The 13935-nt window shown below is 59.7% G+C and carries 12 protein-coding genes; 2 read left to right on the top strand and 10 right to left on the bottom strand.

The genetic code is table 11. The features are described from left to right. Window positions 1-188 precede the first annotated feature (188 nt). The gene (locus QFW81_RS09870; RefSeq protein WP_280578806.1) at window positions 189-275 is read left to right on the top strand and encodes a hypothetical protein; all 87 of its coding nucleotides are present in this window, start codon (window positions 189-191) and stop codon (window positions 273-275) included. 368 nt (window positions 276-643) lie between these two features. Here QFW81_RS09870 and QFW81_RS09875 read toward each other — a convergent pair whose 3' ends face one another. Both QFW81_RS09875 and QFW81_RS09880 read right to left on the bottom strand, forming a co-directional pair. Then, window positions 644-1558: an RES family NAD+ phosphorylase gene (locus QFW81_RS09875; RefSeq protein ID WP_280578612.1), complete on the bottom strand. Its 915-nt coding sequence runs from the start codon at window positions 1556-1558 to the stop codon at window positions 644-646. A gap of 4 nt (window positions 1559-1562) precedes the next feature. Continuing rightward, a complete protein-coding gene (locus QFW81_RS09880) occupies window positions 1563-1919 on the bottom strand; it encodes a hypothetical protein (protein WP_280578613.1) in 357 nt (118 codons plus the stop codon). A 451-nt stretch (window positions 1920-2370) separates the two neighbouring features. Here QFW81_RS09880 and QFW81_RS09885 point away from each other — a divergent pair, with 451 nt between their 5' ends. Then, window positions 2371-2988: a hypothetical protein gene (locus tag QFW81_RS09885; protein ID WP_280578614.1), complete on the top strand. Its 618-nt coding sequence runs from the start codon at window positions 2371-2373 to the stop codon at window positions 2986-2988. Between the two features lie 510 nt (window positions 2989-3498). Here the strand turns inward: QFW81_RS09885 and QFW81_RS17735 are convergent. The 8 genes from QFW81_RS17735 to QFW81_RS09915 all read right to left on the bottom strand — a co-directional run bounded on the left by QFW81_RS17735 (window position 3499) and on the right by QFW81_RS09915 (window position 13365). Continuing rightward, window positions 3499-4044: an SH3 domain-containing protein gene (locus QFW81_RS17735; RefSeq protein WP_425604008.1), complete on the bottom strand. Its 546-nt coding sequence runs from the start codon at window positions 4042-4044 to the stop codon at window positions 3499-3501. Between the two features lie 794 nt (window positions 4045-4838). Then, entirely contained in the window at window positions 4839-9536 is a 4698-nt protein-coding gene (locus QFW81_RS09890) for an RHS repeat-associated core domain-containing protein (protein ID WP_280578615.1), read from the bottom strand. A 117-nt stretch (window positions 9537-9653) separates the two neighbouring features. After that, on the bottom strand, window positions 9654-9968 hold the full coding sequence (locus QFW81_RS17740; protein WP_425604009.1) for a zinc-finger-containing protein: 315 nt from the start codon (window positions 9966-9968) through the stop codon (window positions 9654-9656). Between the two features lie 42 nt (window positions 9969-10010). Continuing rightward, complete coding sequence (locus QFW81_RS09895) at window positions 10011-10265, bottom strand: hypothetical protein (RefSeq protein ID WP_280578616.1); 255 nt, start codon at window positions 10263-10265, stop codon at window positions 10011-10013. Continuing rightward, on the bottom strand, window positions 10255-10503 hold the full coding sequence (locus tag QFW81_RS09900) for a hypothetical protein (RefSeq protein WP_280578617.1): 249 nt from the start codon (window positions 10501-10503) through the stop codon (window positions 10255-10257). Before QFW81_RS09900 ends, QFW81_RS09895 begins: the two co-directional genes overlap by 11 nt. Then, window positions 10484-10798, bottom strand: a complete 315-nt coding sequence (locus QFW81_RS09905) for a hypothetical protein (protein ID WP_280578618.1) — start codon at window positions 10796-10798, stop codon at window positions 10484-10486. Before QFW81_RS09905 ends, QFW81_RS09900 begins: the two co-directional genes overlap by 20 nt. Then, window positions 10795-11730: an SOS response-associated peptidase family protein gene (locus tag QFW81_RS09910; protein WP_280578619.1), complete on the bottom strand. Its 936-nt coding sequence runs from the start codon at window positions 11728-11730 to the stop codon at window positions 10795-10797. Before QFW81_RS09910 ends, QFW81_RS09905 begins: the two co-directional genes overlap by 4 nt. A gap of 1032 nt (window positions 11731-12762) precedes the next feature. Then, the gene (locus QFW81_RS09915; protein WP_280578620.1) at window positions 12763-13365 is read right to left on the bottom strand and encodes a Fic family protein; all 603 of its coding nucleotides are present in this window, start codon (window positions 13363-13365) and stop codon (window positions 12763-12765) included. Between the last annotated feature and the right edge of the window lie 570 nt (window positions 13366-13935).

A 13935-nucleotide genomic window follows, 5' to 3' on the forward strand; every position in this document is an offset into this window, starting at 1 on the left:
GGCCGTCCAACGCTTGATCTCTTCGTCCATCACTTGGCTCATCGTGCTCTCCTTCAAAAGGTAGCACCTGAGCAGGAAATCACTGGGTCATTACACAGGCGCGGAAATACAGCTTCGATTTCCTCGAGTGGAAGCGGCAGTACGTGCTGCGCCAGCACTGGCTCGTCCACCGCAAGCGCGACTGTCCGGTGTGCGGCCACCTGCTCACGAAGGCCAAGCTCGGTACCCGCGATCGCTGGGCCTATTACTGCCCCCACTGCCAGCCGGTGCGATAGGCGGTCAAGTGGTGGCCCACCAGCGATCGCATTTGACGCGCAACCCATTGTTTGTGCTGTTTTTGTCAGCCGCCAGCGTTTCGCGTGACTCGCAATCTGACTCACTTTCCCGGGTTTGCCCCTGGACGCGGGACTGACAGACCGCTGCCGCCTTCTGCTGCTCCAAGCTGAACTTGGCACCCCGTCACGGACCGGGTAACCGGTGAGGAGCAGAGTGCCTCGGCCAGCAGCGCACAGAGCGACGCGGCCACACCTGCGGAGCTCCTCCCCAGCCAGTGCGTGCGCCCCGGATGGGGCGCGGCTGGCGCGGAAAACAATTTATGGCGCCCTTACGCCGCGCGGCCCTGATTCCGCGGAGCACCGCACAGCTAGCCCCCCTGGTATGGCAGTGCTTTCGCGATTGCACCGGGGTCCGGGTTGTCCGCTAGGATCGCGGCATACTCTGCCGGCGTCACGTTATAGATGCATATGCGCCCGGGCTGACTGGTGGCGGGCCATACAAAGTTCAGATCGTGGTCCAAGCCAATGGACGCAGTAATCACTTCGTGGTCCAGCATCCCAAAACGCCTTCGCTTTCCGACGCGTACTAGCGCGCAGGCTACGTTCTCAAATGCCAGGTCTGACGGCTCTGGATGAACCGCAATGTTGATGCCCCCAGGGTCTCTCACGCTCGGAAATGAAATACCATGTGCGGATACGCTTCGATGGAGCATCGCCCCTAATGCCCTGCTGAATGTGTAATTGGATTCGCGGGCTAGCGGATCATTGACAACTGAGGACAGGAACTTGTCGATATAGATCTGCGCGTGCGCTCCTCGGCCGTGCTCTCGAATCAGCCGCTTTATTGTTCCCCCAGGATCCGTACCCAAGGTATGCACGTACCCACTCTGCTGCACATTTGCATATTCGCCTACTAAGATTAGCCCGAGCGTCGCGCCGCTCACTAAGCGAAAGCCAGCCACTTGAACTAACTGCCCGTCTCTCGCCTCAATTTCGCACAGCGCCGTATGGATACTATTAGCGGCATAGAACGCCGGGACACCATGATCATTCAACCTTCCTACGCGCGCAAACTGCGCGGGCGGATAGTCCAACTGCTCCAAGTTCGCGAACCTGCCTTCATTGGTAGCTCGCGCGCGCCAAAAGATGGTTTCACCACGGCCAAACACAACCGAAAGTACGTCATAGAAATCCAAGAGCGGGCGGATCCGGTAGCAGAACTCACCCTCAGTAGAAGACTGGAGGACATCCTCAATCACGCTGTCGCAGGCATCTAGATTCATTCTGCTATTTGATCACTGCTCGGATTGTTGCGACCTTCCGGGTGGCGCGACCGAGCTCCGTCTTGGCGGTATTGGTGTGCTTCGTCGCCAGCTTCCGCTCGTTGTCAGCCTTGCGCTTGGACTGCTTGAACAGCTCCTGCTGCCACTCCTGCTCGGCAAGGTCCAGGCGGGTGTCCATCGTGGCGACCGCCTTCGCGACCAGCTCCGGCCGCAGTGTGTCGATCAGCGCCTTGGGGATCTTCTCGTGCTCGAGCCCATTCTCTCGGATCCACAGCCGCGCGAAGGCGTCGAGGTCCATGACAGCCCCGATCTCGCGGACCAACTTCCGGTAGTCGGAGTGGATCTGGGCGGAGTAGCGCATGGGGAATCCTCCAAAGACGCGATCCTACAACCGCAAACTGAGCTTCGCGCGATGCTGAAAAATGAATAGCGCTTGCACGATAGTAAATGTGAGACATATGTCTCCGCCATCGACAAGCCCCGAAGCTAAGGTAAGACCTCCTCAAATCGACAGGATGTAGAGCATGGCTAGGATGCATTATTCGCTCGCAATTGCGCTCTTCTCTTTGCAAAGCGCGCACGCTCAACAGTCCGAGGCACCGAATGCGGTTCCTGTGCAGGTATCAGCAGTTACTTGTGGAAATCCGACACACACAGCGTTTCCGGGTGGATACTCTGCTCGGCGATACTGCGGCGGGAAGTACGTCGAAGGAGTGGGCTCCACCCAGCCTGTGGCGACTGCGAATGCTCAAGGTTTTGGGGACCTTAGCGCCCAAACAGGGGGCGAAAGTTGGGTTGTCTCTCAGGATGGTGTGAAGCTGCTTGCTGGTGGATACAAGATCTATTTTACTAGTGGCGGAAAGCGCATCTCGGGTGTCGGAACGACAGCGACAACCGCGGGCGTGAATGGCTTGGCGTTCGGCCAACTGGAAGCCACCACTGGTGATTCGTATATGGCCTCCACCTACACCGACGGGGTGGTGCAGGTCGCTGGAGGATACGTTGTCAAGTTCGTCGACGGCTCGGCTGGGGTTACGGGTGCGGGGAACACTCTTACAGATGCGGGCGAGAATGGAGTCGGATTTGCTGCGCTCGCGTCGGAGTCAGGCCGAAACTACAATTTGTCCCTTAGCGACTCCGCAAATTTGCAGTCCTTCAGTGGTGGGTATTTGATGCAAGTTGGCTACTCGCTGGGTAGCAAAGTCAGTGGCGTTGGTTCGAATCTCAGCGACGCTGCCGATATCGCTCTTGGGTTCGCAGAGTTGGTGGAGCAGGGCGGAAGGCGCTGTACTCTCCAGATGAGTGATATCAGCATTGTCTTAGGTGCGTTCAACGTTTCCTATCGGTGTTCGTCGCGAATCGTCCAAGGTACTGGCGCTACGGCAACGGACGCAGGCCTCGACGCGCTCACGAAAGCGCAGGCGTTGTGACGCGATGGCCACCGCTGACTCCGAGCCGTCGGTAACTCCCACGAATTAGTCCATGAATCATGTCGGGTTCCTTGCCGGCGGGATCCGTCCAGGTGACCCAAACGCAGGCCTGGACGGATCCCGGTGAATAGCTGAGACAGGAGCTCGAGCGGAAGCGTGCCCGAGGCTTGGTTGGGGTGCTGAGATAGCGCAGATGCTGATAGTTCCTGTTGCCCCTGCTCTTAGGCCCACAGTACATACAGACGATCGCCGACCTCTGTGATTGCTACGGGCGCCATCGTGTCCAAGGGAAGCTGGCGCGGCCCGCCAAACCTCCGTAGTAGCGCCCGTTCGCCGACGCAGGCAAGCCAGTTCCACGGGCAGCCTTCAATAAGGGAGATTACCGTAAGGCGATGATTCGACGGCATACACGGACAGACTTTTAATCCGCTGGTCGATGATTCGAATCTAGCTCCGCGGTCCGCTGGGATGCCGGCGCTGTCAGCCACCTTGCAGTCGTGTATCGCTGTCCTAGCGGTATCGCTTGTTGCCGCCGCTGGTGATGCAGTAGCGACCGCCTCTTGGTCCGAAACAGTTGGACGACCCCGAGCAGGGGCAAATCCCCCCGTCACCCACCGGCGCCGCACGGGCCGCCCTCATCGTCGCTGGGGCAGGGGCCGCAGCTGGTGACGCACGATGCCAGCAATACGCGGTCGCACATGTGTACCGCTCGGAGATCCAGCCCGATCGAAACGACCCTGCGGAGACCTTCATCCATCCTCCTTCGCGTTGCTCGATGGTGACCTGAGTGCCTCGCGTCAGACGGCCTAGGACCCGACCGCTTGGAGAGCCGCGGTAGTTCAGAGCATCCGCGTCGACGTACGCTGTTTCAAGCCGCGGCGCGAGCCACGCGGGCGTCGAGAGTGCAGACGGTTGGGCGTAGTTCGCCGCTGAAGTCGCGTCTTGATGCGATCTGCTCGTATCACCGGAGCAGCGCCCGAGGAGCCACAAAACCGACGTGAGCGCGATGATGATGCTCACGGCTTCTCCCCCTGAGGTGCCGGCTCCCTTCGCCATGCCCGTCCCCTTCGGCTCGTCGCTTGGCGAAAGTAGTCCCACAACCCGTGTGGGTCAAATGTTGATCCGCATGGGGCCAGCTGCGGACGATCTGCATGTGGCGAACCCTGTCAGCAACGCGCAGCGTCCACTCCGGAGCCCAAGCGAACGTTCCCCGGGCGCGCGGCGCTTGCGTTTGGTGCTGCCTTTCGCGGCGATGCTGGCTTCTACACGTCGCGACGCCTCAGCACCGTCGCGCGGGCCCACTGATCAAATGTCTCGCCCGCGTCTCGCAAATGACCCTGAAGAGCCAGCGATAGACGAAAACTGTTGCCGCAGCCCGAACACGCGCCTCCTGGCCACAGTTCTAGTTGGACTCGTAAGGCATGGGGGCGATACCTGCCCTCAACAGCGGGTAGCCACTCACTGAAGAAGAAGCTAAGCGCGGGATGGCGTCGTCATGCTCTTCCTTACCCAAAATAACGGAAGCCCAGTCGTTTATGGCTGTTGTTGCACCAACCTCTTCACTTCTTCGTCCGCATGGCTACTTGCAAGGATGTGGGTTCTGACATCAGCAGCCATAACCTGGTCTGGGTCCAGAAACGACAATCTAACAAGATTAACCAAGACGTCGCGCGTAGGTGACTGCTTTAGCCACCAATGGAATACGCCATTCCTATCGTGCTCTGATGCCAACTCATTCCCAGGCTCATATGTCTCAATAAGATGATCCACGAGGCGATCTGGAAGCATCCCCAAAGACCGCCATTCCTTCGAGAAACCCATAAGACGAAGATACTCTTCTCTACTCACGATCATTCCCATCCGGACGGCACTCCAATACTTTCGATAAGCTCAGCACATGCGAGCGGATCAGAGCGGCAAGCATTCGTAAATGAGTCAGCGCCAACTAACGGCATAGACATCGCCCTAAGTATGTACTTGCCATACTTGAACACTGCCGCCTGGCGCCCCCTGATGAGGGACTTTTGACTATCAGTCAAAGAATCACACATCTTCCTCTGCTCACGGCTCATCTTCCGTGCATCAGCATCGGATAGGGGTCTGAAGTTCTCCGTATCAACTCTTGGTCCTTCATTACTTCCCAAATGCACGTGAGGCGGGCCGTGTTCTGCACGAAACGTCGTGGCTTCTGGCCCAGGATTGGCGTGTATGGAGATTGGAACTCCTGGAATCTTTAAGTCGATCAACCCTAGTGGATCGACGTAGCTAATTGGGTTTCCGCGCACATAAGCGTACGTATTCAATCCGCCGGCGAGCCCTATCGGGTCACTCTCCGCGTATCGCCCTGTTCCACTCTCGTAGTCACGGAAGTAGTTGTAGTTGAGCCCGCTTGCCGCGTCATAACGCTGCCCCGGAAACCGCATATCGAACACCAAGGGTGTGCCGTCGCCGTCCGGATCCTGATTCGGCGGCGTATCGCCGAACACCTCACCCGTCTCCTCCCACTTCCACGTCGCAACATCTCGCACCGGATCGATCACGGCCCGAGGAGTCCCCAAATGATCGGCTTCAATGTACTGAATGCCAGCCCCGGTAATCAGACCGACCGGCAGGTGGTCCAGCCAGACGATCTGCTGCTTCGGCGCCCCGTTGAGGTCGTACTCGCCCAACCAGCGTCCATTCTCGTCGTACACGAAATAGCTTTGGAGTGGGTCCAATGCGGACGCCAGTCGCCGCACTTGTTCTCCGCGCCCGTTGTACCTGTAGTACATCTTGATCGCACCGTTGCGCTTGACCACGCGCATCCGGCCGTCGGGCGTGTAGAAGAACTCTCTTGAAAGGCCGCCGATCGATGTGGTGTTGCCAGCGGCGTCGTAGCCACGTGGGGAACCTCCCACGCTAGCGAGTCGGTGGCTGCCGGATGGATAGGCGTAGGCTTGCGTGCCGGCGCTGTCGGTCAGGCTGACACGGTTGCCGGTGGCGTCATAGCCGTACGTCTCGATCGGAGTGCCGGTTGCGCCATCTTGCACCTGGTCCAGCCGGCCCAGCCCGTCGTAGCGGTACTTCGCCAGATTGACCGCAGGATTGGTCGGCTCGTGAAGCTCGTCCACCTGCCCGGCTGGGTCGTAGCCGTATCCAGTCTGCAAGCCGTCCGCGCGATCGTCTCGCATCACTGTTGGCTTGTAGTCGAGGTCGTGTGTTCGCTCGAGGAACCGGCCATTACCGTAGGTCAGCCTGCGCTGCGGGCCGAACGGGTAGTTGCTGACGGCGCTGATCAACACCTGTCGCGCACCACCAGCGGGCGTGACCCCGACAATGTTCACCCGACCCGTCGAGTTAGGGGTGTAGTCAACGACCGTGCCGTCTGGATAAGTGACGTTCTGAAGTGCACCCGCCTTGGTATAAGCGTAGCGGATGGTGAATGTCTTTCCACCAATCGTCTGCCTCTTCCGCACCACCTGCCCAAAGCGGTCGTAGCAATATTCTAGGCTTGCACCGTTTCCATTGTGGAGCCGACCAAGGCGACCCTTCCCGAAGGTTTCGCCGGTCGCACATGCCGTAGGCACCGTATCCCACATGTAGCTCGCGTCATAGGTGCTATCAGACGGATAGCTGATCGCCGTAAGGCGATTGAGTGCGTCGTATGTGTAATTGGAAACTACGCCGCGAGCGTCTGTCTTCGAGAGGCGATTGCCTGCGCTGTCGTAGGAGTACGTCGTCGTGCCGGTGTCCGGACTAGTCAACTCGACCACGTCACCAAACCCGTTGTATGTATAGGTGGTGTCCAGACCCTTCGGATCGGTCACCTTGGTCAAATTGTCCAGCGCATCGTACTCGTACTTGGTCTCAGCCTCGATGCCTCCGACATCCTGCAACGATCGCTTCAGTCGATTCAGAGGGTCGTAGTCATGGATGGTTTTCCGCCCGAGTGCGTCGGTGACCTTCTGGAGGTTACCGCTAGCGTCATAGGTATAGTCCGTAGGATTGAATGCAGCATCAGCTTGGGTTTCCAGCTGGCCTAGGGCGTTGTAAATACGGCTCAAAGTCCGATACAAAGTGCTGCCGGCGGGGTTCCGCGTCTCTTCAAGAATCCGATTGCCGGCGTTGTCCAGCGTGTAATCAATATAGAAGCCTGCCTTGTCAGTAATACGAGTCAGCCGCTGCGCCGCATCGTAAGTGAAGCTCAGGAATACGCCATCCGGCTGCGTGACTTTCTTCACCAAGCCAGTTGGCCAGTACTCGATGCGGGTGATGTGGTCGTCGGATTCGCTAGCATCATTTGTACCGCGCACCTTGGTGGCCGTGAGCCAGCCACGCGGATGGTATTCATAATCTGTAACAGCGCTATTGGGATCCTTGACCGAGAGCGGACGTCCTGCGCCGTCATACGCCAGTACTTCCGTCACATGGCCGAGAGCATTGGAGACCTTCCACAAGTCGCCAGGTCGGTAACCACAACCTGTGGGCGTGCCCACGCACGCGGGGCCGATCGTGCCGTAGTAGCTATACGACGTGACATCCGCCGCCTCCGTACGTGGGCCATCAACCGAAGTCACAAGCCCTATGAGTGGGCAGGCGCCCGCTTGGACATCCGATTGTTCGCAATACCCTATTGTCGAGGTACGGACCGTTCCGCTACTCGGATCGGTCAACGTAGTCGAGGTCGGCTGGCCGCGCGCATTGTTGGTCCACGATGTTTCCGAGACCGGCAGGCTCGATGAGTCAAGCACCTGTCGCTTAGTCAGGACGTTCAATGTGGTATCCCACTCGGTTCGTACAGTGCGCTGCGCCGACGTTCCGAGCCCGAACGTGGACGTGCTTAGCCTTCCGGCGACATAGGTATTTGCCTTCTGAATAGATCTCGCGTCGGTACTAAAAATTACCCGGCCGTAACTGTCGTAGCTCGTCGTAGTGGTTCCACTTGAGTCAACTATCTGTAGTGGCTTGCGATGGATGTCTAGGCTGTAATCATACGTCCGTACATCGTCACCATTGAACGTGACCTCCGCCTGGTTGGTTCCGGTGTAACGAATACGCGTCGTCGCAGCTGCCCCGCCGGCTGTTATGAGAGTACTAAGGACAACGCGGCCATGAATGTCGTAGCCAAAGCTGGCGTAGCGCCGACCATCCTCCGCTGTGATACCGGTCAACAGCGCGCGGTCGCCGTTGGTTGCAAGATCTGGCTCGCCATAGTGGTACTGCTTGACGCCACCCGCGCTACTTTCCGCCTTGATCAAGTTGTGATCTGCATCATAGGAGTAGCTGAATATGGTGCTGTCGGGTAGCTCAATACCCACCAGCATGCCGAACCAGTCGTATGTGAATTTCAATGCGCGTCCGCTACTCTCGACTACGCGGTCCAGCCGGCCGTTGCTTGAATATTCGAGTGTCAGATTTCTCGCGGGCGTTAGCCGGTTCTCGATACTGATCAGACGCCATCCTGAGGAGTACGTGCTCACGTCTCCGTTCGGCTCGAGGAGACGCCAAGTGCTGTCCGGCTGTTTCTCAAGTGGCGCATTTCCGAGCTCGGGTACGATGAATCGGTTCTGTGAAATGTATTGAATCTCAAGGCTGTCGCCATTGACCACAAGACCCGCCCCGTCATTTCCCGGCGGGACTAGTTTCGGAGCAAAGGTATGGGTCCAGCCTGGCCCCATGCGAAAGCCAACAGGAAGCTCTTCGCGCAGTGAATTGTAGTAGCGAAGGAAAGGACGGCCGGCGAAGACGAAATCAACTTCCGCGCTTGACTTATTTCCGGAAGCAGGCTGACACGAGCCTTGCACGGGGCAAGACTTAGTTTGCCTGGGCTCGTGTATCGTAATGAACCAGCCACTGGTGTTCTGGCAAATATTCGGGGCGAGTTCGGACAGTTTGCCCCTCATGGGTGAGAAGCCCTGCGGACACAAGTAGCGCCGCGATCGGGAAAGCGGTCGCTTGACGACACTGCGTGACGCACCTTCTTCGTAATATTGATCGTAGACGATCTGACGCACGTGCTGTCCGCTGGACTCGGTCAGGATTCCGATGCCGGCGGTAGCCGTACCATCCGATTGATCAAAAGGAAGGTATGCGCCCTCAATTCGAGGGTCTTGGTTGTAGCACTGGTGCCAGCCACATGCATAGACCACTCCGGGTTGGATACTCTGCGCGACGTACCCAGCGAATAGCTCGCTCTCACTGCCGCACGCGCCGGATTCAGCAGAGTTTGGACAGTATTGAGCAGCAGGAATTGCTACGAGAAATTTGTAGTAGGGCGGATAGTATTCCGCCGGCGGCTGACGCTTGACAGAATAGTAGGCGCGCAGCTTTCCGGGCCAGAGTGTCCCCATACTGCTGTTGTAGAGGAACTCGCCGACATTCGGAACGGCAGCCCGCAATGCCGCCTCAGCTTGTCCCAATGACGTGAAGCACCCGCCAGTATTGGGACAATAGATTGCCGCTGGAGCGACTCCACCAGTGGGGTCGTCAACTACAGGGGTCTCGGCCGCAATCGCGCCAGAACAAGATAGAAGCACGCACAAAGAAACTGCAGCGATGATCCGGCGCATCCCCCCCCCCTTCCTTGGACTTTGCGATGCGCTGGACGCGACCGCATTCTCGGCAGATCGATCCTACACACGGAACGGGTACAGGGGGAAGTACCACGGCGCTGCTGGCGCTCGCTATTAGCGGGAGCGGGCCTTCACGAGGTGAATGAGCCTGCGGCACTCGTCGGGATCCATGCGGCCCATGTGGGCCTCTTCTTGGGGAAGGCCCATGGCGGTTGCCATCCACCCGTAGGCTGCAGATCGCGACATGTCGCCGCGGCGCCATAGCGTGTCCAGCGCAGCGTGCGCCTTGTTGCGCCAGGCGCGGGTCTCTGCGTCGGGCCAAGCTCCCCAGCGGCCGCGTGGTGCCCACGTAGCAGCGGATGTAGGCGTCGCACGGGGCGCACTTCCAAGCCGGGCCCCAGTCGCCAGGGTAGGGGTAGCCAACCTCATGCCAGCGCAGAAGCGCCGCCGGGGCGCGGCAGTAGGGGCACTCTACTCCGGGAATGGCACGTTCTGGTGGCCGTCCTTGCCGAACAGGCCGGCGTCGACGGCGGTGTCGCATACGTCGAGGATCCGCGCATGCGCTTGCTCGGCCAGGTCCGCGCCTGCTTCGGCCTTGATGTCCTCGGCGCGGTGCCAGAACCAAGTGGCGAACTCGGCCGGCGTGCGCCCGGCGCGGGCGTTGGACCACTCGCCCACTTCGCGAGCGAGCGCGCGCAGGCGGGCCTCGAGCGCTTCAGGCGTCATCGCAGGGCTCCTCGTCGTCGCCGGGCACCAGCCCAGCTTCGTGCAGTATGCGGTTGATACGCGTGTCCACGTGCCCGCAATCCTCCGCGCTGGCGTGCTCGAGCATCTCGTCGGCGATGCCGGCGAAGGCGTCCATCAGGTGGTCGGGCTCGGTCTCGGCAATGAGCTGGGGCAGGCGCGCCTCGAGCTCGTCGAGCTGGTGGTCGAGGGTGGCGCGATCAATGTAGCGAGCTGTCATATGGGTCGATTCCTGGTCCGTCGCGGACCAACCGGTCCATGTCGCGCGCAGGCACCGAGAAGGCGTGGCCGTCGATCGTCGTATGGAGGACGTGGTACGCGTCCCAGTCGTCCGGCGACTTATCCGCGCCCACCTGGCGAAAGTAGGCGTCCAGCTCCGGATCCTGCGCTCGGAGCTCGCTCCAGAATTGCCTGAACGTCTTGTCGCCGTTCGCAGGATCTTTGCGGTAGCGCGCCACCCAGTCCGCCAGGGCGTCCGCCCGCGCAGTCAGGTCCTCCGGATCGTCAATGCTCACGCGGCCTCGCGGTGCTCATAGTAGGGGTGCTGCTTGTCGTCGAAGATCGCGTAGAGCGTCGCCAAGTTTGCAGGGTTGGGGTTGAGCCAGGCGTCCACGTGCTCGGGCTTGATGTTGATAATCGTCCGATCATGGCCAGCAGCGGCGACCTCGGGTTCGGGATCGTCCGTGATGGCCGAGAAGGAATACAGGTCCGGCTCCTTGCCCTTGGGGTCCGTCCAATGCGAGTACAAGCAGGCGATCAGCATCGGCTCGCCGGTTCGCGGAGTAAACGCCAGAACGCGATTCTTACCGTCCGGCCCCTGGACGTTCTCATAGAACACGTCCGCCACGATCAAGCCGTGCGAGTGCCCGAACTGACCTCGCCAAAACCCTTCCAGGTTGTCGCGGCGGGCATTATACGTGCCCGAGAAATCCCGGTCGTAGGACGAGGGCTTGCCCATGGGGCGGCATTGGTAGCGCATGGGGACCATGACGCGCTCTCCGTCCTGCATGATCAGCACGTGGCAGAAGCTGCCCGGGAACATGCGCTGATCCTCAGGCTTGGGCTCGGTGCGGCGCAGTGCGTCCAGCTTGTCGCGGATCTGCTCGACCTTGTTCGACCCGATGCGCACGTCCTCCTGCGCCTTCTTCGTGATCTTGGTCTGCAGCGCGCGTTCGCCGTCGGCTACGCGCTTGCGCTGCTTGAATAGCTCGCGCTCCAGGTCGGCCGTCTCGCGCGCGTCCCATCGTCGGATCAGCTCGGCCACTTCCTGCGGCCCGTCCCGGAGAAACCCGATGTCCATTGCTCGCGGAGTGCGGGGCCGCTTAGCGTAGGGGTCGAAACCCTCGTCCAGCCAGTAGAGCCGCACGTACTCCTTGATCGGCATCTTTGAACCGGTCACGCGCTGGAACTTTTTGTGCTCGGCGCGGACCTGGGCGGAGTAACACATGCGGCCTCCACGGCTGGGAACGGGGACAGGTTAGCCGGCAGCGTCGGGGATTTCCTACACGTCGAGTAGACGCCCCCTGATAGCCCCACAACGCGGCAGGGTGCATCTTGTCCCTGCCAGCAACGCACGGCACTCGCTAGCCCGGACCCGGATCACACGCGACCACCGTATCGATCCCCGTCCTAGTGCGTCATCCAGCCGGGCGTGCCTCTGCAGGGATGCAGGGGCTGCCGGCCAAACGACGACCTTCTACCCTGGGAGAAGCTTTTTGGCCCACTCCAAAGTTGCTACGCCACCCGCCGCGATCAGCGGAGGCAGCCCCGTTGCGATCGTGACGCAATCGGCGATAACTGCAAGTGCGGAGACAATCCCAAGCCCGTCCTCACTCGCCAGTGCCGCCCTGGATTGGGCATTCGCGCCAACGTGCCCGAATGTCTCCTCTACGATCTCTACTATGCGAGTCCCGCCTGTGAGCCAATACTCATCGATAGCTCGCGCCAGTTTCCCAATTTGCTCTAGAAGATAGCGACGCAGAGGTTCCGGGAGATCCGCCTCTCGCAGAAGATCGCCGAGTGCGTCGACCTTGCCCCTAAGGTCAGCAATGGTCTCGGCGGTCAGCGCTCGAGGAGCATGAATTCCAGCCAGTGTCGTTGCAGCCACGTGAACTGCGCTGATCGTTGGAGGCGGCACTTGCTTCTTGAAAACTCCCCACGCGCCATCCAGTGACTGATTTCCAAAAGCACTAGCGAGTTGAGTAACCCAAGACATATGGTGCTTGGAGGACCCGGGGTGTGCCCTTTCGATCTCCTCAAGCGCCTGATGAGGAAGCGCCATTACCTGACCCAGTCGAGCCATAAGTTCCGCCGCGTCGTCTGTACCTAGCAGCTCTGCCCAAGCTTCACGGCAGGGCTTCTGTGAGGAGAACCTGTGCCCTCGGTCGAGAAGGTCAGCGAGTCGATGTGCTGGCGTATCAAAGGTCATGGCGGTTAATCGCGCTCGGCATTCTGAGGCTCCGACGGGCTCGGTATTGGGCTATTCCACGTGCGACGCGAGCTGCTCTCCGATCAAGCGCGTGAGGAGCGAATGCAGTTCCGACAAGTCCAGTGTTCCGGTTTCGAGCGATCGATCCACCTCTTGGAGGGCGCGCACGTACTCGTCGCGATTCTCCTTAATAAGCTCGGGCAATATCATCTTGCCTGGCAGCCAATGGCCCGCCTTCAGACAGAGTACGAAATAGCACGCTGCTCGGGCGGTGCGCCCATTGCCGTTGATAAATGGATGGATGAAGTTCATCCGCCACAAGACGTATGCCGCGAGCACGACTTCGTCAGTCGCGTCCCAATCTCGATTGACCGAGTTGACAAAATCATCCATCAGCGCCTGAACTCGGAAGTGCTGTGGGGGCTGGTAGTCCCCTACCTTCACTGGGCACGGCCGATACTCACCTGCATTCGTGTGCAGGCAAGTTATCGCGTGGAAGTTGAGCGCCTTGACAATCGCCTGAGACAAAAACGGCCGCCCTATGGCGACCGACGCTTCAACCGCAGACTTTAAGAAATCGTATTGCCGCAATCCATTCGCGACCGCCATCTTCTGATAGACCGGATGCGCTTCGCTATTTGTCAGCTCGAACAAGATCAATCTGACACCCCTAGGCCAGACAAGCTCCTCAGCAACTAGCCGACTTGCTCAATGAGCTCCCGAACTTGCTGCTTCGTCATATTGGCCTTGGAGTCAATAGACGCGAAGACGAAAGAGACCTTCTGCTCCGTCACTTCCTTCTGACTCGGCGCCGGCACCTTACGAAGAGCCTGCAGAACCTTCGGATCGGTTTTGAGATTCCTCATTGAATTCCCCATGTTACGCACTCCTCGGGTGATAGCTTTAGCGGCTCGCTCAGGGACGGGCCCTCTAGCAACAAAGCTTGACCCATCCCGCGTTTCGCTCCGATGAACGACTCGCGGTGTACATGCCCCCGCGGGCAGGGGCAGAGCGCGATGGTTGTCTGCATAGTGTTGACACGTCAATAGGTCGCTAGTCAGGACATGATGGGCGCCTCATCTCTCCACGATCTTCCGCATGCCCCTCTCGCGCCAGCAGCCTCGGCCAGGAGGGCCTAGGAAGCCTCCTGAGCGGCGAATGATGACATCGCCCCCCGGGGGCGTGATCGACGCCTCGGCGGCCCTTGGGGGCGCTTACAGGCGG

Source organism: Luteimonas kalidii (assembly GCF_029887935.1).
GTDB classification, from domain to species: domain Bacteria; phylum Pseudomonadota; class Gammaproteobacteria; order Xanthomonadales; family Xanthomonadaceae; genus Luteimonas; species Luteimonas kalidii.